The sequence below is a fragment of the Ketobacter alkanivorans genome (assembly GCF_002863865.1).
In the GTDB taxonomy this organism is placed as follows: Bacteria; Pseudomonadota; Gammaproteobacteria; order Pseudomonadales; family Ketobacteraceae; genus Ketobacter; species Ketobacter alkanivorans.
The window spans coordinates 3,712,103-3,738,623 of the sequence record NZ_CP022684.1 but is presented as its reverse complement, the minus strand read 5'-3'; the positions used below and the strand labels follow the sequence as shown (position 1 = coordinate 3,738,623).

Annotated in this window: 22 protein-coding genes; 5 read left to right on the top strand and 17 right to left on the bottom strand. The window is 52.3% G+C overall.

Features of this window, described 5'->3' with window-relative positions; all coding sequences use genetic code 11:
- Positions 1–23: 23 nt before the first annotated feature.
- From Kalk_RS15895 to Kalk_RS15885, 3 genes are read right to left on the bottom strand one after another with little or no spacing between them, the layout of a single operon-like run.
- A complete protein-coding gene (locus Kalk_RS15895; protein ID WP_101895189.1) occupies positions 24–1,676 on the bottom strand; it encodes a response regulator in 1,653 nt (550 codons plus the stop codon).
- Positions 1,673–3,307 carry an ATP-binding protein gene (locus Kalk_RS15890; RefSeq protein ID WP_101895188.1) on the bottom strand — a complete coding sequence of 545 codons (1,635 nt, stop codon included), beginning with the start codon at positions 3,305–3,307 and terminating at the stop codon, positions 1,673–1,675. The genes Kalk_RS15895 and Kalk_RS15890 overlap by 4 nt, the downstream gene beginning before the upstream one ends.
- Before the next feature lie 3 nt (positions 3,308–3,310).
- Positions 3,311–3,913 carry a YfiR family protein gene (locus Kalk_RS15885; protein ID WP_158643534.1) on the bottom strand — a complete coding sequence of 201 codons (603 nt, stop codon included), beginning with the start codon at positions 3,911–3,913 and terminating at the stop codon, positions 3,311–3,313.
- A 131-nt stretch (positions 3,914–4,044) separates the two neighbouring features.
- Between Kalk_RS15885 and Kalk_RS15880 the strand changes: the two genes are divergently transcribed.
- On the top strand, positions 4,045–5,604 hold the full coding sequence (locus Kalk_RS15880) for a DUF3369 domain-containing protein (protein ID WP_101895186.1): 1,560 nt from the start codon (positions 4,045–4,047) through the stop codon (positions 5,602–5,604).
- Positions 5,605–5,612: 8 nt separating this feature from the next.
- On the opposite strand, the gene Kalk_RS15875 is transcribed toward Kalk_RS15880, so the two are convergent.
- On the bottom strand, positions 5,613–6,143 hold the full coding sequence (locus Kalk_RS15875) for a DUF1569 domain-containing protein (RefSeq protein ID WP_101895185.1): 531 nt from the start codon (positions 6,141–6,143) through the stop codon (positions 5,613–5,615).
- Between the two features lie 15 nt (positions 6,144–6,158).
- Positions 6,159–6,443, bottom strand: a complete 285-nt coding sequence (locus Kalk_RS15870) for a DUF1244 domain-containing protein (protein WP_101895184.1) — start codon at positions 6,441–6,443, stop codon at positions 6,159–6,161.
- A gap of 443 nt (positions 6,444–6,886) precedes the next feature.
- Between Kalk_RS15870 and Kalk_RS15865 the strand changes: the two genes are divergently transcribed.
- A complete protein-coding gene (locus Kalk_RS15865; protein WP_101895183.1) occupies positions 6,887–9,235 on the top strand; it encodes a hypothetical protein in 2,349 nt (782 codons plus the stop codon).
- 85 nt (positions 9,236–9,320) lie between these two features.
- On the opposite strand, the gene Kalk_RS15860 is transcribed toward Kalk_RS15865, so the two are convergent.
- Positions 9,321–10,877, bottom strand: a complete 1,557-nt coding sequence (locus Kalk_RS15860) for a carboxylesterase/lipase family protein (RefSeq protein ID WP_101895182.1) — start codon at positions 10,875–10,877, stop codon at positions 9,321–9,323.
- A 216-nt stretch (positions 10,878–11,093) separates the two neighbouring features.
- Here Kalk_RS15860 and Kalk_RS15855 point away from each other — a divergent pair, with 216 nt between their 5' ends.
- Both Kalk_RS15855 and Kalk_RS15850 read left to right on the top strand, forming a co-directional pair.
- The gene (locus tag Kalk_RS15855) at positions 11,094–12,821 is read left to right on the top strand and encodes an autotransporter assembly complex protein TamA (protein WP_158643533.1); all 1,728 of its coding nucleotides are present in this window, start codon (positions 11,094–11,096) and stop codon (positions 12,819–12,821) included.
- Entirely contained in the window at positions 12,818–16,306 is a 3,489-nt protein-coding gene (locus tag Kalk_RS15850; protein WP_101895180.1) for a translocation/assembly module TamB domain-containing protein, read from the top strand. Before Kalk_RS15855 ends, Kalk_RS15850 begins: the two co-directional genes overlap by 4 nt.
- A 61-nt stretch (positions 16,307–16,367) precedes the next feature.
- On the opposite strand, the gene Kalk_RS21255 is transcribed toward Kalk_RS15850, so the two are convergent.
- The 8 genes from Kalk_RS21255 to rpe form a co-directional block, all read right to left on the bottom strand.
- Positions 16,368–16,529 (bottom strand): hypothetical protein, encoded by a 162-nt coding sequence (locus Kalk_RS21255; RefSeq protein ID WP_158643532.1) that lies wholly within the window; start codon positions 16,527–16,529, stop codon positions 16,368–16,370.
- Positions 16,530–16,668: 139 nt separating this feature from the next.
- The gene (locus Kalk_RS15845; RefSeq protein ID WP_101895179.1) at positions 16,669–16,851 is read right to left on the bottom strand and encodes a hypothetical protein; all 183 of its coding nucleotides are present in this window, start codon (positions 16,849–16,851) and stop codon (positions 16,669–16,671) included.
- Between the two features lie 189 nt (positions 16,852–17,040).
- The gene (gene trpC, locus Kalk_RS15840) at positions 17,041–17,877 is read right to left on the bottom strand and encodes an indole-3-glycerol phosphate synthase TrpC (protein ID WP_101895178.1); all 837 of its coding nucleotides are present in this window, start codon (positions 17,875–17,877) and stop codon (positions 17,041–17,043) included.
- A gap of 12 nt (positions 17,878–17,889) precedes the next feature.
- Positions 17,890–18,927, bottom strand: a complete 1,038-nt coding sequence (trpD, locus tag Kalk_RS15835) for an anthranilate phosphoribosyltransferase (RefSeq protein WP_101895177.1) — start codon at positions 18,925–18,927, stop codon at positions 17,890–17,892.
- 87 nt (positions 18,928–19,014) lie between these two features.
- Positions 19,015–19,593: an anthranilate synthase component II gene (locus Kalk_RS15830; RefSeq protein ID WP_101895176.1), complete on the bottom strand. Its 579-nt coding sequence runs from the start codon at positions 19,591–19,593 to the stop codon at positions 19,015–19,017.
- Between the two features lie 3 nt (positions 19,594–19,596).
- Positions 19,597–21,081 (bottom strand): anthranilate synthase component I, encoded by a 1,485-nt coding sequence (trpE, locus tag Kalk_RS15825; RefSeq protein WP_101895175.1) that lies wholly within the window; start codon positions 21,079–21,081, stop codon positions 19,597–19,599.
- Positions 21,082–21,388: 307 nt separating this feature from the next.
- Positions 21,389–22,087 (bottom strand): phosphoglycolate phosphatase, encoded by a 699-nt coding sequence (locus Kalk_RS15820; protein WP_101895174.1) that lies wholly within the window; start codon positions 22,085–22,087, stop codon positions 21,389–21,391.
- A gap of 1 nt (position 22,088) precedes the next feature.
- A complete protein-coding gene (gene rpe / locus Kalk_RS15815; protein ID WP_101895173.1) occupies positions 22,089–22,757 on the bottom strand; it encodes a ribulose-phosphate 3-epimerase in 669 nt (222 codons plus the stop codon).
- Positions 22,758–22,871: 114 nt separating this feature from the next.
- Between rpe and Kalk_RS15810 the strand changes: the two genes are divergently transcribed.
- Positions 22,872–23,882 (top strand): DUF3530 family protein, encoded by a 1,011-nt coding sequence (locus Kalk_RS15810; RefSeq protein WP_101895172.1) that lies wholly within the window; start codon positions 22,872–22,874, stop codon positions 23,880–23,882.
- A 5-nt stretch (positions 23,883–23,887) separates the two neighbouring features.
- On the opposite strand, the gene djlA is transcribed toward Kalk_RS15810, so the two are convergent.
- From djlA to Kalk_RS15795, 3 genes are read right to left on the bottom strand one after another with little or no spacing between them, the layout of a single operon-like run.
- On the bottom strand, positions 23,888–24,721 hold the full coding sequence (gene djlA, locus Kalk_RS15805) for a co-chaperone DjlA (protein ID WP_101895171.1): 834 nt from the start codon (positions 24,719–24,721) through the stop codon (positions 23,888–23,890).
- Positions 24,718–25,386 (bottom strand): N-acetylmuramate alpha-1-phosphate uridylyltransferase MurU, encoded by a 669-nt coding sequence (gene murU / locus Kalk_RS15800; RefSeq protein ID WP_101895170.1) that lies wholly within the window; start codon positions 25,384–25,386, stop codon positions 24,718–24,720. The genes djlA and murU overlap by 4 nt, the downstream gene beginning before the upstream one ends.
- Positions 25,383–26,495 (bottom strand): aminoglycoside phosphotransferase family protein, encoded by a 1,113-nt coding sequence (locus Kalk_RS15795; RefSeq protein WP_101895169.1) that lies wholly within the window; start codon positions 26,493–26,495, stop codon positions 25,383–25,385. Before Kalk_RS15795 ends, murU begins: the two co-directional genes overlap by 4 nt.
- Between the last annotated feature and the right edge of the window lie 26 nt (positions 26,496–26,521).

Below are 26,521 nucleotides of genomic sequence, written 5' to 3'. Positions count from 1 at the left end.
GGTTAAATGGGTAAGCGTGCCACCTATTGCAGCATGGTACGAAAACCCAACCATTTGTAGACCATCTCCCCCAGCTCATCCATGTCTACTGGTTTACTCATGAAATCATTCATGCCGACACTGAAACACATGGCCATATCCTCTTCCCCACTGCCGCTTAGTGCCACAATGGGCACCTTTGAATAGCGCTTAATCTGCCGCATGCGGCGGGCGGCTTCGGCCCCACCAATACCAGGCATCTGAAAATCCATCAACACCATATCGAACGAGCTGGCATGAGCCAGCTCCAACGCTTGCTCCCCGCTGTTTGCACACTGCACCGCCAACCCACGCCGCTCCAGCATTTTCTGCAAAACCATTCGGTTTACCTTATCGTCATCCACCACCAGAATGCGTGCGTAATGGTGTTTGCGTACGGCAGCAACAGCCTGCACGGGAGCCTCCTCATGCTCAGGCGCCGGTGGAAGCATGAGCACCACCGTAAAAGTAGAACCCTTGCCCTCTGCGCTGTTAACCGTCACCGAACCCTGCATCAGTTCCGCGAGCTGCTTGCATATGGATAGACCCAAACCAGTGCCACCATGAGAACGGTTGACCGACGCATCGGCCTGTTCATAGGCTGAAAACAACGCACTGAGCTGATCGCTGGGAATCCCCATTCCGGTATCGGTAACCGTAAATTGAACCTGCTGATCCGAAACAGGCTCTACAAGCAATTTCACGAACCCTTGTTTGGTGAATTTAAGGGCATTGCTCAACAGGTTATGAAGTATTTGACGCACCCTTACAGGATCACCCAACACCCAATCAGGCACTGACGCATCCAAATCACATTCGAAAGCCACTCCCTCTTTTGCCTGATTCTTTAAAAGCTTTGCCGTTTCACGCACCAATTCATGAAGTGAAAAGCCTATATGCTCCAACTGGATCTTACCCGCCTCACCTTTAGACAGATCAAGAATATCATTCACCAGAGCCAACAAATGCTTTCCAGAGCTGCCGATCAACTTCACTTGCTCCGCCTGTTCAGCATTCAGATCAGTCAGCTCCAATAACTGACAGAACCCCAATATGCTATTCAACGGCGTACGCAGATCATGGCTCATCTGGGCAAAAAACAGGCTTTTTGCCTCATTTAATTCAGAAGCAATCGCTTCACGGGATGCTGCTCGACGAGCCCCGACAATGTTTTTGTGGTTGCGTAAACCCGCCACCAGGCAGGACAGCAACTTCACATTATCCAATTCCGTTTTAGTACGATAATCGTTAATACCGTACTCCAAAATCACTTTCATTTCTGGGGCATAGCCCGGCTGACCGGTTCGCAATATCAACTGGATTTCATCATTACGCTGCCCCTCACGAATTTCGCGCACCAAATCCAGGCCCGCATGATCTGACTCCATCACCACATCGATAAAAGCTACGGCTATATCGGCGTGTTCTTCAAGTATCTGCATCGCCGCTTTGACTGAAGTAGCCGTCATTACATCCACAGGACGATCTTCATAGCGAAAGGATGAGAACACCAATTTGGTCACTGCCAGCACATCCTCATCATCATCCACCACCAGAACTTTCCAACTGGCGTTGTCTTTTTTTTCTGCGGGAGTGTCATTATCCTCATCACCAAACAACGGAGAATCTAAATTAATCACATTGGAAACGAAGATCATTGTGCACCTACCCTTGTTACTGATTCCATCGTTCCCTGAGAATTGATCGGCAAACGAATTTGGAAATGAACCCCAGCAGATCTTCCCTGCTTCAACTCCACCACGCCACCCAGCACCTGAGTAACCAGGTTGTAAAGGATATGCGTGCCCAACCCGCTGCCCCCTTTGTTACGTGCAGTGGTCACAAACGGGTCGAAAATCCTGCCCTGAATTTCCTCGGGGATACCTTTGCCGTTATCGTAGTAATCCAGTATAAATTCCGCCCCATTCTGCTGGGCATTAATCTCAATCTCACCTGCCTCCATGAATTCAAAGCCATGAATAAGTGAGTTCATTATCAGGTTGGTAATGATCTGGGACATTGCCCCTGGTGAGCTGTACAAAATCAGATCCTCGGGCACATTCAACAGCACCACATGCCGGGTACGTTTCAGCTTGGGCTTCAGAGACAACAGCACGTTTTCAAAGTATTCTTTAACATTAAAGCTGCGCAGATCATCAGAGGATTGATCTACGGCCACCATTTTAAAGCTCTTGACCAAAGCCGCTGAGCGCTCGAGGTTCTTCACGATCATCAATACGGTTTCCCGCATTTCGTCAACCGACTCAGAAAACTCACGCTTGGTCAGGCTGCCTTGCAGGAACTTATTCTGCAAGTCTGCAACAGACTGACTGAGGTGCGATGACGCCGTAATACCCACTCCAATAGGAGTATTGATTTCATGGGCTACACCCGCCACCAGACTCCCCAACGAGGCCATTTTCTCCTGCTCAACCAATTTGTTTTGTGTCTCACGCAAATCTGAAATGGTTTTGTTCAGCACATTCATACTGTTCTGCAATTCAATGGTGCGCTCATCCACCTTTTTCTCAAGATCTTGATTCAGCTGATAGATCTCTGCTTCCTTTTCTTTGCGTGCAGAATCATATTCCTCAATAACACTCAACATGGCATTAAAAGACTGGATAAGATCGCCCACTTCGTCTTCGGATACCGCCACAGCCCGGCTACTGTAATCTTTGGTTTCAGCAATCAGCTGTGTCACCTGATTCAAATCTTTAATGGGTTTAACAATGGCCCGGCGCGATGTCATCGCCAAGTAACTAGCTACGAATAATGAAACCACCACCGCAATCAACACATAGATGAGTGTCTCCTGAAAATGCTCCCGCACACTGGTTAACGCAACCACCAATCGTATATAACCCACTACCTCCTGCTCGGACAGAATCGGTGCCACCGAAACCAAAAAGCCATCATAGCGCTGTACTTGTGAGCCAAACATATCGTCCAATGCAATATGCGCAGTTACCGAGGTGTCCCCATAATTTGCGAATTCTACCAGGCTGCCATCCAGGGGGTTCAGCGCAAACACTGTCGCTGACACAACGTCTGGTGACTGGTCCAGTATTTCCAAAATACCTTCCACCATGTCCTCGCGCTCGAATACCAACGCGGGCGCCACCATGTTGGACAGCATTAGACTGTCTGTACGGGCATGATCTGTGGCGATCTCACCATAATGATTCGCGGAGTTATAAAGCATTGGCATTGAGATTAACAACACACTGACGCCCGCCACGCTAAGCACACTGAAAAATATTTTCTGTCCGAAATTAAGATTCAGCATCAATCACCTTGGCTTGGCAAAATACAGTAGGGGCGAGGCAACCACAAAGTGACTGGCAGCCATCCGCTCCGTGTTTATATAAATTACGATCTTGTCTTCCTCCAGCACTAGATCGAACAGTGAAACAGATGGAGAGTTAACCAAAGGGGACGCCACCCAAAGCACGTCGCGCCCCAACTCCTCAAATGCCGGACCGTATTCCTCCTCAGCAACCGTAACATCCTGATTTATATAAACCATATGGCAATCTTTGCTACTGAAGGATGATGTGTTCAAGTCATCTACACCCAGCCTGATAACCGATATGGGGATGTTTTTGATCGTACGATCCGATGTCGCCCGCCTCAGCGCGCCACTCAGCACACCATCCGCATCGAGAACACAGATGGTGAACGAAGATGCCTCAATACCTTGGGGCCAGCTAACCAAACTGGCGATCTTATATATGTAAGCTGCTTGTAATTTGTTATAAGCAGAAAAATCAATGGATTGCGCGGCATAAGCCGAAAGTGGCATGGCATAGAACAACACAACTCGGGCCAGATTCAGGCTTGCACCCAGAACCACAACGCCAACGCATTGATTAATCGCCTTCCTTTGCCACAAGAACGACCCCATTTCCCTGGTAATTTCCCACTCATAAGTTAATAGGATTATAGACGGGCGGACTGGTTGGTTCCTGCTTTCTGACTATTCTTCTAGAATAAGTACAACAGCTAAATCAACAAGGAAGCTCTATGACGGACGACAGCCTGCTGTTTGCAGAGGATGAACCAACGCCCGCCACGGTAAACGTTGAAGAATCGCCGATTAGACCGTGGAACATCTTGATCATTGATGATGAAGAGGAAGTCCACAAAGTTTCCAAATTGGTGTTAGGCAAGATTCGCTTCGACAAACGCCCGCTGAATTTTCTCCACGCCTATTCTGCCACCGAGGCAAAAGCCATTTTGTCGTCACGGAATGATATCGCCCTTGCCTTGGTGGATGTGGTTATGGAAACGGACCACGCCGGCCTGGATCTGGTGACCTGGATTCGCCGAGAGCTGCGCAACACCCAAACGCGACTGGTGTTACGAACCGGGCAGCCCGGGCAGGCCCCCGAGCACCAAGTGATCGAAGATTACGACATCAATGATTACAAAGACAAAACCGAACTCACCGACATAAAAATGAAAACCCTGATGTATGCTGCGCTGCGCTCATATCGGGATATCATCACCATTGAGCGCAGCCGACGTGGGCTGGAACGGGTCATCACCGCCACCTCAACAATCTATCAAAACTTCTCGATGGAATCGTTTGCCTCTGCGGTTCTGGAGCAAATCAGTAATCTGCTGTATATCGAACACGATTCAATTTATGCCTCTGCCGTGAGAGCCATGGCAGCCAGCCACGGCAAAAACGCCGACAGTTATGAAGTTATCGCCACTACCGGCAATATCGCTGAGATGATGGCCAAGTCCTCCAACCATGCGATTCCCGATGATATAGTGAAAGGTTTCGATCAAGTGCTGAGCGCCCAAAAAAGCATGTACATCAACAATTGCTTCTTTGGTTACTTTATTACTAAGCAAGGTAACGAGCACTTACTGTATGTATGCCCCGGCAACAACCTGAGCGAACTTGAGCTGCACCTGCTGGAGATTTATTCCAACAACGTTGCCATTGCATTGGAAAACCGCAATTTGCACCAGGAGATAGAATCCACCCAGCGTGAACTGATTTATCGACTGGGAGAAGCCGTAGAAAAACGCTCAAGAGAAACGGGAGGGCATGTAAAACGTGTGGCACTGATATCGGAGCTGCTGGCACAAAAATATGGCATGGATGATATCGTGTCCAACCATATAAAGCTGGCTTCACCCCTGCATGACATCGGAAAAATCGCCATTCCAGACGACATCCTCAATAAGCCGGGTAAATTCGAACCCAGCGAATGGGAGACCATGAAAACCCACGCCCACATCGGTTATGAGATGTTATCCAACTCCAAAAAGCCACTGTTGAATATGGCCGCCATCATCGCCAGGGAGCACCACGAAAACTGGGATGGCTCCGGCTATCCCAACGGTTTATCTGGTGATCAGATAAACATAGCTGGACGCATTACTGCCCTGGCGGACGTATTCGATGCACTGGGCAGTAAACGCTGCTATAAAGAGCCGTGGCCGATCGACGAGATCCAAAAAGAGATCCGCGCTCTGTCAGGCATTAAATTCGACCCCAAGCTGGTGGACATTCTGCTGGATAACATCAACGAATTCAGTGTGTTCCGAGAGGACTACCCAGACTGAGGGGAGTATCAACCCAGTTCGAACTCATCCAGATGATTGTTCAGGTGCATAACATGAGCCTGTTCGTACTCAGCCTTGCTTAATTCGCCATAGGCGAAATGAGGCTGCAGGTCTCCGTCGAAAGCAATAAAATCCAACAGCGATTGTCGCAAACGCTGCAATGCCTGCAGGGGGTCACCCTCCTCCGACAGCGCCGGAGCCCCCGGTATGGCCTCATCCAGCCCATGATTCATCGATCCCTTTCCGCTGAACACAGAAAAAGCCAAACTGCCGACAGTGCTTTTGAACAACCAGGACTTTTGTTCTGGGTAGCCTGTCATAGAGTATTCAACGCTCTGCGCAAGGTGGGTGTAGACCTGAAACAAATTCCATTTTCCCAACGTGGAAACCTCGGCCTTCTGCAGCTGATCCAACGCCTGTAAAGCATCCGCCACGGTCAAACCGGACACTTTACTTACCGGCTCCGCATTCACGGCAGGAACAACTGAAATAGACAAAAGGGATGCTCCGGTCAGGGTAACAAATTGTCTGCGATTCATGATGGCTTCCACCGCTTACGGATTCTTACTGTTAAATTTAGCAAGCTGCTCTGGGGTCGCTTCCATTTGATATTGCTGCTTCCATTGATCATAGGGCATGCCATACACCTGCTCCCTGGCACCATCATAATCCAACGCCACACCCTGCTCCTCAGCAGCGGCCACCATCCATTTGGCCAGGCAGTTACGGCAAAAACCCGCCAGGTTCATTAGCTCGATGTTCTGTACCTGCTTATTGTTATCCAGATGCTGTATCAGCCGACGAAATACAGCGGCTTCTATTTCAGTTTGCTTGTCCATGGTGGCCTCTTCTGTCTTGGCGTTATTGTTCGCATCAGAACGGTCTTGATGTCTGCGCGCGCGGGAAGTTCTCCATGATAACAAGATCGCCGCGCTGCGACAGGCAATCCCATTGCAACAAAACCAAAACAAAGTATCACATTAATAAATTAGTAAATTTCCCGAACTTTAAGGCTTCTGAATTTAGAGTTCAATAAAACCAAAGTGGACTCGGTTACAGTTCGTTAACATTCACCATAGAATATACATGAATAGGTTTATCAATATACAAAAAGGCTATTTACTGTACGGATTATTCTAGTAGGATGGGATGATGGTATCCTTGGAAGTCAGGTTTGGGATTGCCTGTCGCGGATTTGCCAAAGGAAGTAACAAGAGCGAAAACGCACATAACAAGAAAACAAGTTTGTATTCCAATAATTTAAAGTATCGAGGCACACATTGTGAATATTATAAAACGCATACTCTTTTTAGTTGCGGTATTGGGGCTGGCTGCCTGTGAGCAGGCCAACATTGTGGCTCCCAGCAACAATTCAGTGGCTACCGAAAAACCTCTTAACTTTGCCATCGCCTTCACCGGCAGCGTTGCACCATCTGATCTGGCAATTCAGCTCAACACCGTTGACGTGACTGACCTGTTCACCGTAACGGATCTGACCGCCAACGCTGATGGCGCTCTGCTGGCAGATCACGTGTTTTCTGGTCGCAACATTTTCCGCGTAAAGGGCTACAACCAAATTAAGCAGGTTGTGTTCTATTACGACACCGAAGGCCCCATGATCCACATTCTCGATACGGATCGTGACGCCATGACTATTACCGGGTACGTATCTGACCCCGGCGGTGTAGAGAGCGTTACATTGGATGGAGTTGCTGTCGAATTGGGGGCTGGCAACTCATTTGAAACCGCATTTACCGACCAGCCATTTAACACCTTTGTTGCTGTCGATGGGTTTGGCCAAACCAACACCACCGAGTTTGCCCGTGGAGACAACGAGTTCGTTGGCATCTCAGCTCGTCTGAACCAGGGCGGCTTCGACTTCCTGATCAGCGTACTTGAAAACGAACTGAATGGTGCTGACTTCCAAGGCATCGTAAGCGGTATCGGCAATATCCCGCTGATCAATACTTTCGGCCTGTTTAACCTGAACTTGCAAATCACCGATTTCAATTTCGACAATATCGACATCGATCTGGTAGTGTTGGACAACGAACGCCTGGATACTGACATTTACGTCGACAACTTCATTTTTGGTATTAACCTGAACGGCACCATCGGCTTCCTGATTCCTTACAGCAGCGGTGGTACTCTGCAGTTTGATGAAGTGGATCTGGGCACCGACCTGCTGCTTGATATTGTTGGCGCGGATCTGGACATCAACCTGTCCGGCACGCAAATCAATCACACCTTCCCTAATATCGACTTCACCAACACTAACGGCATCCTGAACATCTTCGACAGCATTACCAGCGCTATCGTTGCGGTATTGGCGCCGCTGTTCGAAAACCTGTTCATCGACATTCTGGAACAGATCATCATTCCTATCGTGTCTGATTTCATTAAAGATATCCCCATCACACTGCAGCTGGTAACGCTGGATGATGGTGAAACTCTGAATATCCGTGCACTGCCTTTCTTCCTGGATTCTAAGGAAAACGGTGTATCTGTTGATCTGGGCACCCGCATCTGGGCTCCTGAGCCTCCAGCTGGAATTCCCGGTGCTCCAGGCTCACTGTATGTTGAAGGCGACACCCCAACCATGGGTGCCACCACGCCTGATGGCGAGCCCTTCCACTTCGGTGCATCCATTTCCTCTAACGTGATTAACCAGGCGTTGTTTGCAGCCCATGAAGCCGGTGTAACCACCATGGACATCAGCCCAGGTTTCTACGCCAACGCAACCCCAGCCGGTATTGCTGTGTACACACCTAGCGACTCCGAAATCGATGAAGCCGACCAAATCGGCATGCGTATTGAGCCTGCTTCTGCTCCTTACATCAAGTTGATGCCCGCTGACGGAGCCGCCGGTGTATTTGCCTGGTATGACGTGAAACTGACCTTCGATCTGTACAAGGCTGAGTGGGGCGAGTACCGCACTATCTTTGGTGTAACGTTCAACCTGGAAGTGCCTTTCGAAGTCAACTCCACTGAAGACGGCTTCCTGAGCATTGGTATCGAGCAGCTGCCAACTATCTACATCAGCCAGACCGATGCCTCCGGTATGATTCTGATACCACCGGGCTTCATCAACTCTACCCTGGACTTCTTCATGCCTGCGGTAATGCCGCGTCTGGCAGAGAAACTGAAAGTGGTGCCACTGCCACGCATTTACGAGCACACTCTTTATATGCGTGATTTCTGGATTGCTGGCTCCGGTAACAACAACCTGTCTCTGGCCGGCGACCTGATTCCTGTTAGCGTCACTGCCGCAGCCCCTGCGCCTACCACTAATGTTGCGGGCGTCGAAACTGCCGACGTAACCGTTGCCGTTGAGTCTGTTGATACAGCCGGTGTCGTCTCCAGCAGCGCCGTTACCGTTAACAACGGTGAAGTCACCATCGACATTGATGGCGTCAACCCCAACCCGAGCCTGGGTCTGCTGGAATATCGCTTCCGTGTAGACGGTGGTGGTTGGTCAGTTTGGAAGCGTCGTAGCGAAATCCACCTGAGCCGTCTGCTGGCAGGCGAGCATAATGTGGAAATCTGCTCACGTACTCCATTGCTGAAGCGTGAACTGTCTTGCCCTGTTGTGAACTTCACCACTGAGGTGGCTGTAGCAGCAGCTGAGTAACACAGGCTTTCGAGCCACAAAAAAACCGGCCCATTGGCCGGTTTTTTTGTGCTTTCTTCAAACTCTCTTCAACACAACACCCACACTAAATACCCAAGCTGCTCCAGAAATCGCAGGTGGTTTGTGCCAAGCCCTGCTGTACTGAAGACACCTCAGCCAGGCTCATGTTTTGATCAGATACTGCATCGTACTGCGGCCATTCAGGCAACGCTTCCTGATTCGGTGTGCCATTGTAGGCAAACCCGCTCCAGTAACCCTGTACCGCCTCACGCACGGGTTCATTTAACACCGGTGCCAATGTCGCACTGGGGTTTCCGAAAACATAAGGCAATTCCATGGCATGGTAGGCAGGCAAATGGTCGAAGCTATATAGCCAGACATTTGATCCCGCAGCCTGTAACAAACGAGCAAAACCACGGGTGGGGCAACGGAATACCTGATCGGTTAACAATTCCACCAATTTATAGTTAGCCTGCTGATCTGAAGCAGGGGCGTATACTACTTTGATGGCTCCCGCCAATGGCGCAGGGTAGGTCGCATCCACCAGCTGATTGAAACCTGCAATGTCCGAAACCGTCTCACCAGCTCCAATCAGCTGAAACAGGCCCCACTCATTACGATTGGTGCCAACAATCACTGGCCCCATGTTGTATTGACCACTGGCTATAAGTTGAACCGGTTGCGCAGGTAATATCTCGCTCTCGGGCACAACTGTTGGAGACCATCCGGCACCAAAGATACCTGCATCCGCGCCCCAGGCCATCAGATCCGCCGCAGGCACATCCCGCAAACAGGCCAAACGGTCAGGTGCATCAGCACAGAAAGTCTGCAGCATCGCCTCTGCAATTCCATCTGACTGTTCCTTAGTGTTCACCGGAAGACCACCTACACACACTCCGCTTTCCAGAATGAATTGATCGGCCAATTCCTGGCTACCCGGTGCCACCATGTGCACACAGGTGCTCATAGAGCCCGCAGACTCACCGAATAGCGTGACCCTGTCAGGATCACCACCAAACGCCCGAATATTCTGCTGCACCCAATTCAAGGCCAATTGCTGATCTTTCAGCCCCATATTGCCAGACTGAGAGGCCATCATTTCTTGATCCAGTTCAGGGTGAGACAAGAACCCTAGCGCTCCCAGACGATAGTTCATTGAGACAACAACCGCGCCATATTCCTCTGCGAGGCGCCAACCGTCATACTGGTTGCTGCCCCCGGCCACAAACGCTCCGCCGTGAATGAACACCATGACAGGCAGCGAGCCTTTTGCAGGACTCTCGGGGCTGAAGACATTCAGGGTCAGACAATCTTCACTCAGATCTCCAACCGCCGACAATGCGCCAGGGTTTTGCATACAGGACGCTCCAAACTCGCTTGCATCCAACGCACCCTGCCATCGCTCTGCAGGCTGAGGAGGCTGAAACCGCAGCTCTCCCACCGGAGGTTTTGCATAAGGAATACCCAAAAACACACGGGCCCCCTCTTCTGTTTCTCCATGCCACTTACCGGTTACCCAGCCGCCGGTCTTAACCTTCACATGCAATTCGTCATGGCAACCACTGGCTAACACACAGGCCGATGTTAATGCCACTACCCCCAGCCAACGCTGCAAGGTACCACCCCAATTTTCCGCTCTCATGCTCCAACCTCATTGTCTTTGTTGTTGTAAGCCCTGTATTAATCAGGACATCCGTGTACATGCTATCGGCCACACATTAAAATGGCAGACAGATAAGCAACGTTTGGCCAGGCTATCCACTTATATGGCCGCTTAACATTCAACACAGGGCTGTGCTATTTTCATCATCAACATGTGCTCCATTCCCTCGCCTTCTCGGATCCCCGGTATACAGCCTTGAGACACCGTAACGCGCGCTCCAGTGTCAACTGCATCCTGTTGATATTAATAATATTTATGCCCAAGCTGGCCGAAGCCAAGTTGAAGATCAATGTCGTGGGTGTCGATAACGGGCTGAAAGAAAACGTGAGCTTGCATCTTTCAAACTGGGACGCCATTCCAGAGGGTGATGAAGACAGCATACGCAAAGCCATCCGCTCCTCTGTGCGCGATGCCCTGCAGCCGTTTGGTTACTACGAAGCCAGCATTAAGATCAGCTGGGGCAACCAGTCTCTGGATATCCACATTGAACCTGGCCCGGTGGTTGTGTGGGGTAAAAGCGACATCAATGTTCCACAGCCTGAATCAGGGTTAAAACCAAAAGCACTCAAATTAATCCAAACGCCCCCGTTTATTGTCGGCCAGCCGATGCGACACCAGCTGTACGACAACTACAAAAAGGAACTGCTGCTATCCCTGCGACAACAGGGTTATCTTGATGCCAACTGGTCTCAAAGCGCGCTGCAGGTGAACCTTGACCAGCACACGGCGGTGGTCATTCTGCATATGACACTGGGGCAACGCTATCGCATCAATGATATCCAAATATCAGGTAGTGACCTGTCTGACAAAACATCACGACAACTGGTGAATACTCACGCCGGTGAGTGGTATGACACCGACAAAGTAGGCATCATCTACGAAAACCTGCTTAGCAGCGGTTATTTTAAGAATGCAATAATCGACGTTGAATCAACGCCACCGAATCAGGCGACACTGAATATCGAACTGGAAGATCAGCCTAAGGATCAATTCACCACGGGTATAGGTTACGGAACAGACACCGGCATGCGCGGCAAGCTGGGTTGGACGCGACCAAAGGTAAACGCTCGCGGTGACAACATCTACAGCAATATGCAGGTCTCTCAAATCGGCGAGGAGGTCACTGTTCAGTATCACATCCCCTGGCCCCACCCACTGGAACGCTACCTGAGCTGGGACACCGGCTGGAAACGAGAAGAAACCACCGATCGCGAATCAGCTCAGCTCAGTACCGGTATCGCGCTGAAGCGCTCGCAGCGCAAGCAGTGGCAATACAGTGTCGGGGTGAACCTTGAAAACGAAACCTATCGACAGGGCAACAACCCGGAAGAAACCATCACCTACATTTTGCCCAACTATCACTTTATCGAGCGTCTTGTTTATGGGAGCAGCAACAATCCAACCGCTATTTTAAAATATTGGATCGACAGTTCTTTGGGTTTCAATGTGCTATCGGACAACACCCTGTTCTTATCCGGCGAGATCGGCGCATCCTACACCCTGGATCTGACCTCAGAGGATGCCATTTCCACTCGCTTTGCGTTGGGGGGCATCATGACCGATGATTTCTATTCTGTGCCGCTATCCAAGCGTTTTTATACTGGTGGCGATCAAACGGTACGCGGCTATAAATATAACTCCCTTGCCCCCAAAGATGAAAACGGCGAATTGCAAGGTGGCCAATTCCTGAATGTATTCAGCCTGGAGTATCGCTACCGACTTAATGAAGAGTGGCAGCTGGCCACCTTTGCCGATACCGGGCGAACATTTATATCCAGTCATGATCCGTTCCATTCCGGTGCTGGTGTCGGTTTGCGCTGGACGATACCTGTGGGCACGTTCTCATTCGACATTGCAAAACCGGTCACCGCCGAAGAAGACAAATCCCTGCGCTTGCATATCTATCTGGGAATGCTGCTATGAAAAGCGCTGCAGCTTTTTCCATCCGCCTGTTTGGCACCCTGCTGGCACTGTTTCTGATAGTCACCGGTGCATTGATGTGGGCGAGCTTCAGCCCCAAATTACACCAGTTGCTGTTAGATACAGTGTCTGAGGAGATTCCAGAAGTACAATTCAATCACATACAAGGCTCGCTGGCAGACGGGTTGCAATTTGATTTCAGTTACAACGATGAGGATGTATCCGTTGCCTTGACCGGTGCTCATCTGCAAATAAAGCCCCGTTGCTTCTTACGGTTCGAGTTGTGTGTTCGCTCAATTCAAGTTGACCGTGTAAACGTCATCGTGAACGATGCCATCGATACGGATGAACCCAGCGATACACTGGAACTGCCACAGATTGTTATCCCGATCCCCGTAAGCGTAGATCTGGTGAGAGTTGGCGAGCTGGATGTGCGAATGGCCAGCGATCCGCTGTATCACGCCAGCAGCATCCAGTTCAGGGCCTCTGGCATCAATCATCGAATCAATATTCTAAACCTCAATGCAAGCGATGAATATTGCACGTGGCAAGGCAGTGGCATGATCCGGCTCACGCGGCGCTACCCCATTGATGTTCGCGCAACATGCGATACCGAGCTATACCCGCTGAGCAAACTGACCGCGCATGCACAAGGCGATCTGGATAAACTGTCGATCATGGCGCAAAGCTATGGGCCATTAGCCAGCCAGCTGGATATGACCTTACAGCCTCTGCTCGAAACGCTGCCTGTTGACTTCAAACTGAAGCTGTCAGAGCCGTTTATTTACCCTATCGATGACACCACTATCACCGCTTTGGAAGCAAACGTTGCAGGCAAAGGTGATCTTGACGGCCTGACGTTAACGCTGTCGGGCAAGCTCAGCAGCCCCCTGTTCCCTTCACCGCTACAGCTAAGCAGCAGCTCCCTGCTGACGATGGAACGCTTGCAGCTGGATGATCTGATCATAACGCTGCCCGAAGGCAAACTGCGCAGCCACGGAGAGCTGCTGTTCGAACCCGAATTAACATGGAACGCCGTTACCGACCTCAGTAAGGTCAGCCTGCAACCCTTTGAAGACTCCATACAGGGAGAGGTAAGCGGAACCATCCACCATAGCGGCCAATTATCTGAGCATTCGGTGTTAATCACCGCATCGCTGGATCAGCTCAATGGAATTCTGCACAACACCCCCTGGGAAATGAACGGGGATGTGGCGTTTGCTGAAGAACAGCTACACGTAAACAACGTAGAAATACTGCAAGACCGCAATTACGTGAAAGCCAATGGCACATTGAACCTGAATGGAAAAAGCAACCTGCAGCTCACGCTGAATATAAAGCAGTTCGATTTGATTGCGCCGAAGCTGGCAGGCTCGGTGCAGGGAGAGCTCACGCTTAGCGACCGGCTGGAACACCCGGCGATCAAGGGCACACTGCAAGCCGAGCACATAGCCTACGACGACATCACCCTGACCAGCGCACAGGCGATCGTAAACATTCAGCCGTTGATCGGTGAACACAATCAATTGCAATTAAGATTTGATGATCTACGCATCGCCGAGCAGGTCGTTCTGGATGGCCTGGCAACCATCGAAGGCAATGCAATGCATCATATCGCCTCCGTTCGCATACAAGATAACCAGGCGAACCAGTTCAGTGTTCAGTGTCATGGCGAATTCCCCCTGAGTGCCACCACGATTGATACCGATCTCTGGCAAGCTCAATGCAATCGCAGCCGTATTCAAACAACCTATCTGCAACCCGCGCAAACCTGGAAGCTACAGAAACCGTTTAAATTAGAGCTGAAAAACCTGGATCAGATAACCGTATCACCCTTGTGCTACAGCTATCTCGACAGCACGCTGTGTACTCAAAAAACCCTGCGCGCCAGCGTTGATGCAGCAACCCCCGTGCAGTTGGCAGCCAGCAACCTGAACTTGGCCTGGCTGCAACCCTGGCTGCCCAATGATGCGGTCCTTCATGGTTCAGCAGACCTTGATGCCATCATTCAGCTGTTACCAAACCTGACCATTCAAGCCAGCGCCTCCAGCGAGAACAGTCATATCGTTCTATTCCACAACACAGCACAATCCATGACGCTGGATCTCAACCATGCTGAGTTATCAGCCAATCTCGCCCAGGACACGCTCGCCTTCAAATGGCTGTTACAGTCCAGCATCGGCAACAGTAACGGCAAGCTCAGGCTGCAAGAAGAACAACTGTCCGGTGAAGTGCTCGTGGACAACTTCATCGTATCCCCTTTTTCCCATTGGCTGTTGGTGGATGAAGGTGATCACTTGCACGGCACATTGTCTGGAGACTTCAATTTGGGAGGCACTCTGGCGTCACCAACGTTATCGGGCAAAGCCAGCCTGGTGCAGGGGGAAATTCACACCGCCATGCTGCCGCTTCCCATTACCGATATCAGCATCAACCTCACCACCGAGCAGCGTATTGCTGACTTAGAGGGCAGCTTTTTGGTGGGTGACAAACCGGGCCAGCTTAATGGCACCTTCAACTGGCAGCAGGAAGACTGGTGGAGCAAGGTATCTTTTCAGTCTGAAACCCTGGCCTATCGGCCGGAAGAAAATATATTGGTTTACCTGAAACCTGATATTGCGTTCAACCTGACGCCGACATCCCTCACGATCAACGGTGATGTCCACATCCCTAAAGCACGCATTCATTTGAAATCGCTACCAGAGCAGGCGGTTACCGTATCGCCGGATACGGTAATTGAAGGCAGCCAATCAGAAGACGGCACAGCATTGCAGATTTCCAGCAACCTGAATCTGACATTGGGGGATGATGTGCGCTTTAAAGGTTATGGGCTGGAAACCGACGTTACAGGGCAGATGACCATCAGCCAGCATCGTTCCGACCTGCTGCAGTCAAAGGGCATCATCCGACTCAAGAACGGCACCTATCAGGCCTACGGACAGTCCCTCAGTATTACTGATGGTGATTTGATCTTTATCGATGATCTGGAAAACCCGCAGCTGCGCTTGTCTGCCACACGTAACAATATCAGCGACAATGTGGTGGTGGGTATCCGGGTAACCGGGCGCGCCCGTAGCCCGGACATAGCCATCTTCTCGATTCCTGAAATGCCGCAACAAGAGAAGTTTTATTATTTGATCACTGGCAGGGCGCCCAATACCGACAGCACTCAGGACTCTTCCAGCGTGGCCGCAGAGGCGGCTGTTTCCATGGCTTTGGAGGCCAGAAGCGGTGCACTGACCCGCAAGGCAGGGGAAACCCTTGGCATCCAGGATCTGACATTAAGCACCGGCTCCACCGAGAACCGCAGTGAAGTGGGGCTGAGCGGTTACATTACGCCAGATTTGATGATTCGCTATGGTGTGGGCATGTTTGAGGCGGTTAATACACTGACCTTGAAATACCGCATCAGAAAAAACCTGTACGCTGAAGTGATCAGTGGAAAAAGTAACGCGTTCGATCTTTTGTGGTCATTTGATCGGGACTAAAACAAAAAACCCTGATGCGACGATCAGGGTTTTTAGGCGCGCCGATTACGACAGGAGCGACTTATTGGCCTTCTGGTGGCTCAACGGGTTCTTCAACAGATACTTCTTCTATCTCAACCACGCCTTCTTCTGGCTGTTGAATATCGTTCTGTTCAGACAACCAGTAACCGAACCCAAGGTTCAGGGCAATCAATGTTCCGAAGATTGCGATAACCGATCCCATAACTCTCTCCTATTAGATGCTGCTTTGCAAAACGCCCTCAAAGTACTCTACATACAGCGCACATACCATAGCCAAGAGCGCCAATTACAGCGGTTTTTGGCATAATATCACTGCACTATTAGTGACTTGTCAGTCTGGGCTATTGCGCTTCGGCTTCGCTTTTAACGTCCACCGCGGGTTGCTCAGGAGCGCTGGCTTCCACCGCCTCCACTTCCACCACGCCTTCTACTTGAGGCTGGCTCTCGTCTACCGCTTCGGACCCGACATATACAATGCCAAGATTGACGGCTACCAGTACACCCAGAATTGCGATTAATTGCATGTGTTATCCCCGTTATTCAATTCCATTCGTTATTGTGCATCACAACTACTGACTGTGACCATATCAGATTGACTTGCCTTGAAACTGACCAGAATCAACAACCCAATAGCTTAGTATACACCGATAACCAAAATTTTTATTCTGAATGCGTCCACAGATCGCCCACTTATAAAACTAATAGGCTGGGCGTTAAAAGAATAATTCCTGGAGTTTTTGCCCTGGCCGCTCTGCCCGCATAAAGGTCTCACCTACCAGAAAGGCGTTTACGCCATGCTCGCGCATCTGCTCAACATCAGAATGGCCCAGTATACCGCTTTCTGTTACCACAATCCGCTGCCGAGGGATGTGTGGCAACAACTCAAACGTAGTATCAAGACTCAGTTCAAACGTATGGAGGTTTCGATTATTGATGCCCACCAAGGTCTGGTTCAAAGGCAGTGATCGCTCCAATTCGTGACGGTCATGAACCTCGATCAACACATCCATCCCCAGCTCAGTGGCTGCTGCGGCCAATTCTGCCATTTGTTGATCAGCCAGGCAGGCGGCGATCAACAAAATGCAGTCGGCGTTGATGGCTCTGGCTTCCATGACTTGATAGGGATCGACAATGAAATCCTTGCGAATAACCGGTAACGAGCAGGCTGCCCGAGCTTGCTGTAGATAATCTTCGTGGCCCTGGAAAAAGTCACGGTCGGTGAGCACGCTCATGCAAGAGGCTCCACCCTCTTCATAGGAACGGGCGATGGCTGCAGGATCGAAGTGCTCACGAATCACGCCCTTACTGGGGGATGCCTTTTTGGCTTCGGCGATGACAGCGGATCGACCTGCTGCCAACGAGGCCTGCATGGATTTCACAAAACCACGGGGCGCATCAGCCTGCCTGATCTTATCCAACAGCGCCGCTTCCGATTGCTGCTGTTTGCGTTCGGCAACTTCCTCCCACTTACGGGCAACGATTTTTTTCAATACAGTGGGTGTATCGTTGTGCTGGCTGTGGCTCGCGGTTTCACCTTTATTATCATTCATACCTTTATTCACCTACTCACCGGCATTTTCTTGCTGAAGCACTTTACTCAATTGCGCAAGCTCCCCCAGCTTGGCGTGCGCCAGTCCGCTACCAACGGCATCCTGGGCCAGCGCCACACCTTCTTTTATGGAAGAGGCAAGCCCGGCCACATAGATGGCAGCGCCGGCATTCAAAGCCACAATGTCTGCTGCTGGCCCATCCTTTTTACTCAATACGTCTTTGATCATGGCCAGGCTGTCTTCCACACTGTCTACTGCCAAAGTCGAGATGGCAGCCCGAGTCATGCCGAAATCCTCAGGCTGAATACTGTATTCTGTGATTTCGGTAGGCGTTGCCTCTGCTACGAAGGTTTCGGCACCAATACTGATTTCGTCCATACCATCGGCAGAATGCACCACTAAAACATGCTCACAACCCAGGCGCTGCAATACTTCGGCAATGGGGCGCACCCACTGCCTGGCGAACACACCCATCACCTGGCGCTTGGCACCGGCGGGGTTGGTGAGCGGCCCCAATAAATTAAAGACCGTGCGTATGGCCATTTCCTTGCGCGGGCCGATGGCATGCTTCATGGCGCTGTGATGGGCGGGAGCAAACATAAAACCAACGCCGATGCTTTCTACGCAGCGGGCCACCTGTTCAGGGCTTAGCCCCAAATGCACACCGGCCGCTTCCAGCACATCGGCACTGCCACTGACGCTGGATACGGAACGGTTGCCATGCTTGGCCACTTTGCCGCCAGCGGCCGCCACAACGAACGCCACAGTGGTAGAAATGTTAAAGGTTTTGGATCCATCGCCGCCGGTGCCACAGGTATCCACCAGGTTTTCCGCTTTGATCGATACCGGGGTCGCCAGCGCCCGCATAACTCGGGCGGCACCGGTGATTTCATCGACGGTTTCGCCTTTCATGCGCAGCCCCACCAAGAATCCGCCGATCTGGGCCGGGGTGGCCTGACCGGTCATGATCTGCTCCATGACGGTGGACATATCGCTCTCGCTCAGGTTTTGGCCTTCGACTATGGCCTTCAGTGCGGTCTGAATATTCATGGTAAATCCTTCATTTGGTTCGCGGCCATGCTAGCACATTTCGCCGCACGATCCCCCGGCCCGAAAGCCGGGGCGCACTGTCGGGTTCTACAGTTGCAGAAAGTTTTTCAACAGATCATGGCCCTGCTCGGTGAGGATGGATTCCGGATGAAACTGAACCCCCTCGATCTTAAATTCACGATGACGCATGCCCATGATCTTGTCTATCGAACCATCCTGCCCTTGGGTCCAGGCGGTGATCTCAAGACACTCGGGCAAGGTCTGACGATCCACCACCAAAGAGTGATAGCGCGTCGCCTCAAAGGGATTAGCCAAGCCCTTGAAGACTCCTTCATCCCGGTGGTATATGGGTGAGGTTTTGCCGTGCATTACGGCATCGGCCCGCACCACCTTACCGCCGAACACCTGCCCAATACTTTGATGGCCCAGACACACGCCCAAAATGGGTAGCTTGCCAGCAAAGTGGGCGATGGCATCCATGGAGATGCCCGCCTCGTTGGGGGAACAGGGGCCAGGTGAAATCACCAACCGCTCCGGTGCCAGGTTTTCAATATCCTGCAGGGTGACTTCGTCGTTGCGTTTTACCACTACATCAGCACCCAGCTCACCAAAATACTGCACCAGGTTGTAGGTGAACGAATCGTAATTATCAATCATCAGCAACATGGTTTACTCCTCCACCGGAACCAGACCGTTGGCCGCCATGGCCATCGCCCGAAATACTGCCCGAGCCTTGTTTTGGGTTTCTTTCCATTCCAGTCTGGGCACTGAATCCGCCACTACACCGGCGCCGGCCTGGATGTGCAGCTGACCATCCTTGATAACCGCGGTGCGAATAGCGATTGCAGTGTCCATGTCGCCGTGCCAGGAGAGGTAACCTACCGCCCCCCCATAGACACCCCGTTTTACCGGTTCGATGTCGTGAATAATTTCCATAGCGCGAATTTTTGGTGCACCACTCAACGTGCCTGCCGGATGAGTGGCCCGCAATACATCGATGCAACTGTGCTCCGGTTTAAGCTGACCTTCGACATTGGAGACAATGTGCATAACATGGGAATAGCGCTCCACCACCATCTTGTCGGTAAGGGCCACGGTGCCAATTTCTGCGATACGCCCCACATCGTTACGCCCCAGATCGATGAGCATAAGGTGCTCGGCGATTTCTTTAGGGTCAGCCAGCAGTTCCTGCTCCATGGCCAGATCTTCTTCGTGAGTCTTACCGCGACGGCGGGTTCCGGCGATAGGTCGCACCGTCACCACGCCTTCCTCCACCCTTGCCAAGATCTCCGGCGAAGATCCTGCGATCTGGAAGTCGCCCATGTCGAGAAAGTACATGTAGGGGGACGGGTTTAGGCAGCGCAATGCGCGATAAAGATCCAGCGGCGGAAGCTGGTAGGGAATGCTCATACGCTGGGAGATCACCACTTGCATGATGTCCCCTGACAGAATGAATTCCTTGATGTCATCCACCGCTTGTTCAAAGGCAGGCTGCGGAAAGCTGGATTTGAAATCACTTTCCTGCACGGTAAACCGCTGCGGGGCCGGTTGCGGCGGCAACGGTTGCTTGAGCTGCTCGATGATGGCATCCAGCCGCGCCTGACCACGATCATAAGCATCCGCTTGTGCAGGATCGACATGCGTTATCACGTAGAGTGAGCCACGCAGGTTATCAAACACGACAATATCATCAGACACCATCAGCATGATATCCGGGGTCCCAATGGGATCTGATTTGGCCGGTTTATCCAATCGCTTTTCGATATAACGCACGATGTCATAGCCGAAGTATCCCACCAGACCGCCGTTAAAGCGGGGCAACCCTTCGATATTGGGCACGTTATACCGGCCCTGAAACGACTCGATGAACGCCAAGGGATCGTCGACGGTTACTTGCTCGAGGATGCGATCCCCTTCTTGCACGGTCACTTCGCGATCTCTCACGATGACGCGAGTGCTGCATGGCAATCCAATGATGGAGTAACGGCCCCACTTTTCACCGCCCTGAACAGATTCAAACAGGTAAGTGTAGGGTTGGCCCGCCAGTTTTTTGTAGGTAGACAGGGGGGTTTCGAGATCCGCCAGCGCCTCTCGCATCAGGGGGATGCGGTTGTAGCCCTGTTCGGCCAATGATTTAAACGTGTCCGGTGTCATAGTGTTCCGCTCTTGCTGCGCCCCTTGTGCCCAAAAACACAAGTGACCGATATGCTTAACGTTCTGTTGTTACAGAAAACTTACAGAAATCGTTTTTAACGTGTTACCAATGGGGGTGGCCGGGCTTAAGTTACAGCCAGCCGAAGACGAGTATCACCAACGCCATCGCCAGCGCAGATCGGTGATCAGAGAGGAAGGTTGATTCGAAAATATGTTGTTCACTTTATTTGCACACGGATTTGATTCGAATATTCCCCAACATTACACCAGGCGCAGGATTCTGCCAACCCTCAAAATTCACAAATGCCTACAGTATCAACTCCCGAAAATCATCCAACAACCAGTCCGGCTCGCTGTTGGCCACCGGTTCGCCGTGGTTATAACCATAGGTCAGGGCCGCGCTTACCCACCCGGCGGCCTTGGCTGCTTCCACATCATTGCGGCTGTCTCCAACCATCAAGCTGCGGGCTGAGCTGACTCCAAACTGTCGGGACGCCTGCTCCAGTGGCATGGGGTGGGGCTTTTTCTGAGGCAGGCATTCACCGCCCAATACCAATTCAAAATAGCGGGCGATATCCAGCTCTGCCAGCAACGGATCGGCGAAGATCTTGGGCTTATTGGTGATCACGGCCATTGGCACACCCAGGTCGTAAAAGGCATTCAGCACATCCGATACACCGGCATACAACCGGGTCAGGCGGCCGTTCTCCTCGGCATAGTATTCACGAAAGGCGGCCATGGCTGGATCGAATTCAGCATCGCTGACAGCGGCCACAGCCGCGGGATCATAACTGTCGGCCAAGGCACGCTTAACCAGCAGCCCCGCGCCGTTACCCACCCAGCTGCGCACGCGCTGCTCACCGGCGGCCGGGTGCCCCAACGCCACCAGCATGCGGTCAGTGGCGGCAGCAATGTCCGGCACGCTGTCCACCAGGGTACCATCCAGATCGAAAGCGATCAGTTGCGGCAAGTGGCCCTGAAAATGGCCGGTCAGCTTGATCAGCATTTCAGGCCTGCGCCAGCTCGGCGCGCATGGCGTCGATCACGGCTTTGTAGTCTTCTTTACCGAAAATGGCAGACCCTGCCACAAAGGTGTCGGCACCGGCCTGGGCAATTTCTCGAATGTTGCCCACACCCACACCACCGTCAATTTCAAGCCTGATATCCAGGCCACTCTGATCAATGAGTTTGCGGGCCTGACGCAGTTTTTCCAGGGTTTGGGGAATAAATTTCTGGCCACCAAAACCGGGGTTAACGGACATCAGCAGGATCATATCGAGCTTATCCATGACGTGCTCGACATGGGCCAGTGAGGTCGCCGGGTTAAAGACCAGCCCGGCCTTGCAGCCACCTTCTTTGATCATGGCCAGGCTGCGATCAATGTGCTCGCTGCCTTCGGGATGAAAGGTAATGTAGGTGGCTCCGGCTTCGATAAAATCACCGATAATACGATCCACCGGTTTCACCATCAGGTGCACGTCGATGGGGGCAGTGACACCGTAATTACGCAACGCTTTACAGACCATGGGGCCGATGGTGAGGTTGGGTACGTAGTGGTTGTCCATCACATCAAAGTGAACAACATCGGCACCCGCCGCCAGCACGGAGTCCACTTCTTCGCCTAAACGGGCAAAGTCAGCAGCAAGAATGGAGGGGGCAATCAGGTAATCGGTCATAGCGTGTTTCCGTAAAAGAGTTCCGGGTCGGCTTGCAGGAAGCGCGCATTGTACTGCACTCACCGTCTATACTGAAGGCAACTGAGAATTTGCCTAAGCTGATTAACAACGCCTATGTTCGGATTAAAAGCCCCAACCCTGTCGATACTGGTGTGTTCGCTCGCCGCGCTCTGGTACCCGGAGTCAGCTAGCCTGGCGCAAACTGAGGCACCCCCAGCAGCGCAGAGCCAGCCAGCCGATCAGCCAAAGGCTGCGGTCGAACGCAATGAAACCCTGCGCAATGAGTCGGTAGCCGCTTTGCTGGCAAGCACCGATTCGGCAACGGAAAGCCAGTGGCTGGGCAGTGGCAAGGATCGTTTTCTGGCCCTGTACCGAGCGGATCACAGCGGCGAGACTTTCGCTAATGCCTTGATTTTACATGACAACCTTCAGAATCCGGACTGGCCCGGGGTAGTGCGCACCTTACGCCAGCAGCTGGCGGCAAAAGGCTGGAATACGCTGAGCATCGCCGTGCCCGATTATCGCCCCATCCAGAAAATTCCTCCCCGCACGGCCACAACCGATGCCGACGCGGAGGGAAAGGCTATGGGGAATGACGCAGCCGAGCTGGACACGGAGGCCACCGAACCACCGGACATGATGCCTTCCTATGAACCCCCTGGAGACTCAAAGGCTGGCTCTGACGCGGAAATCAAGGCGGAGGACGTGCCGCAAAAACTGGATTCCAGAGTCCGCAGCGCCACCCAATACTTAGCAGGGAAAAGCCCTCTGCCATTGGTAATCATTGCTCTGGGCAGCAGCGCGACGCTGGTAACCAAACAAGCACAGACGCTGTTTCTGCAGGATATTAGCGGACTGGTGATCATCGACCCAGCCCCACTGCCAGAACTGAAGGGGTTTGATGAATCCAAAGACATGACGGATCTGCGCATACCGGTGCTGGACATCGCGCCGGAATTTTATGCCCGCTCCAACCCCGCAACCCGCAAGCAGAACGCAACCCGCTTGCAACATCAGGGCTACCAGCAGCGGGTTATTCCCGGCAGCAGCCAGGACTTCACTGGCTACGAACGGGTCCTACTCAAGGCCATCCGCGGTTGGGGAGAAACGCTCTTCAAACCCTGAGTACATCACTTTTTACGCGTGGATGTGATGATCTCATAAGCGGCGCGAATGGCCTGCGACTTCTCTTTAGCCATGTCCAGCATTTCCTTTGGCATGCCCTTGGCGATGAGCTTGTCTGGGTGATGCTGGCTCATAAGGCGACGATAGGCCCGCTTTACTTCCTGCACGGTGGCATCCGGGCTTACACCCAGAATATCGTGAGCACGCACCAGCTCATCGCGCTCTGATAAGGGCTGCTGGGAACCGGCGGCCCTGAATTCCTGATAGGCCTGGGCACTGCGCACCACCTTTTCCAAAAAAGAAAGGCGATAGCGAATGGATTGCGCAATATGCGACAAAGTCGCCCATTCCTGTTGATCCAGCTTGCCATCGGCCAAGGCAGCCTGCACCAGGATCTCCATAAAAATTTGCAGCAACGTGGTGCGGCGGCCACAGGCATTCCTGAGCGCGATCAGCTCTTCGGATATATCGTTGCTGGTCTTGCCGCGATCAAACAGCTCAACAGCTTCCCGCTTTTTCTCCGGCGACAACCCCATGCGATTCATCACCGCAGTGGTCCATTGGATTTCCGCATCACATACCGCACCATCACACTTGGCAACACGGCCTAGCGCTACGAATGTGGCCTGAAAAAAAGCAGCCTGAATGGCTGAATCGCGCCCCTTGGGTTTAGGCTGCGCAAACTGGTAGACGCTGCTGCTTAGCTGAATGATGACGTCAAACTGATGGCCCAACCAGCCACCCAGACAAGATCCCACCACACCGACAACACCGCCACCGGCCAGAAAATAGCCTACAAACAACCCCACCAAGGGGCCTATCCAAATAAAGGATGTCACTGCCTTTGCTCCTGAAGAATCTGTTCTACCACCTGCAACCGTTGCGGCGTGCCTACGTCAACCCAGCAACCCGAGTAGTGCTCGCCGTGCACTGTGCCCTGCTCCATAGCCTGGCGCAACAGGGGTGCCAAGGGGAAGCAGCCGGGTTCACAGCCTTTAAATAATTCGGGGCTGAGCACACTGATGCCGCTGAAGGTATAACGGGGCTCACCTTGCGCCATCACCTTGCCCCCGTCCAGGCCAAAATCTCCGTTCGGGTTATGGGGCGGGTTGCTCACCAATATCAGATGCGCCATGCCGTCAGGTTTCGCTGGCAGCTGCTGCAAAGGATAATCACTCCACACATCGCTGTTTATCAGCAGAAACGGCGCCTCCCCCAATAAGGGTAGCGCATTGTGGATGCCTCCACCGGTTTCCAGCCGCTCTGCTTCCCGACTGACCTGAATGGAAAGCGGTAAGTCGGTTTGCTGCTGCAGATACTGATCGATTTGATCCGCCAGGTAGGAAACATTCACCACCACCTCACGGATGCCGGCCTGACTCATCCGCTCCAGATGGTGTCGCAGCAGGGGTTTACCTGCCACCGACAAAAGAGGCTTGGGGCAGCGTGCCGTGAGAGCGCCCATCCGCTCTCCGCGTCCTGCCGCCAGCAGCATCGCCTTCACGGTACGGGTGCCAAGGCAGTCGGTGTAAACAGGGCATCGCTGTTGGGAAATTTAACCAGCAGCGGCGGCACCACCCGGGCCAGCAACCAATCATAAAAACGGCCAATACAGTCCGGCGCGCGCGCTTTTAATTCATTGATTTCCATAAGAATATATTGCAAGGACTGAGGCGTATGCTCCAAATAACCCTGCTTGTGATCGCGATACTTCAAACGGGCGAAGATTCCGGCCACCTTAAGGTGGCGTTGTGCGCCTATGCCATTGAAGTCCCACCAAAAGCGCTCGTCATCCACACTACATAGATCAGCCTGTCGCAGCTGGGCAGCAAAACCAGCCACCCAGCACTTCACCTGGGCCTGATCCCAGGTTGGGAAGGTCTCATCCCGCAGCAGGGACAACAGATCGTACGTTACAGGCCCCAGCACGGCATCCTGAAAATCAATCACCCCCAGGCGTCCATCCTCCAGCACCATCAGATTGCGGGTGTGGTAGTCCCGATGCACCGGCACCTGTTGCTGAGCCAGCGCCTGCTGCTGCAACCAGGCGAACACCTCGGTTAGCAATTCATGCTCGCTCTGGCTGAGATCCAGCTGCAGGAAGCGATCGCAAAACCACTCCCGAAACAGCTCCATTTCACGCTGCAACAAGGCGCTGTCAAAATGGGGCAGTGGGTCAGCCGAAAAATCAGCCTGCATAATATGGGTAAGTTCGCGCAGGGCAACACCGAAATACTGCTCCACCGTCTGCGGGTTTAACACCGTTTTCAACAGGCAATCGCCCAGGTCGGAAAGCAGCATATAACCCTGCTCCAGATCCACCGCCAACAACTGTGGCACCGGCACGCCCGCGGCGGCAAACCCTCGCGCCACACGCATAAAGGCGGGGTTGTTTTCCTTATCAGGCGGGGCATCCACGCAAATCAGTGATTGAAGCCCGGTATTAAGCGCCGTTTTGCCTTCAAAACGGCAACGAAAATAACGGCGAAAGCTGGCATCACCGGACACAGACTGCAATGGCAGTGAAGGCCCTTGATAAAGCTGCAGTGTCGAAAGCTGTTGATTAGCCCAGGCGGTGAGCCCGGCAAGGCGTTGATCCGATTGTAGATCCATAGGGAAGTGGCAAATTTGTGACTCGT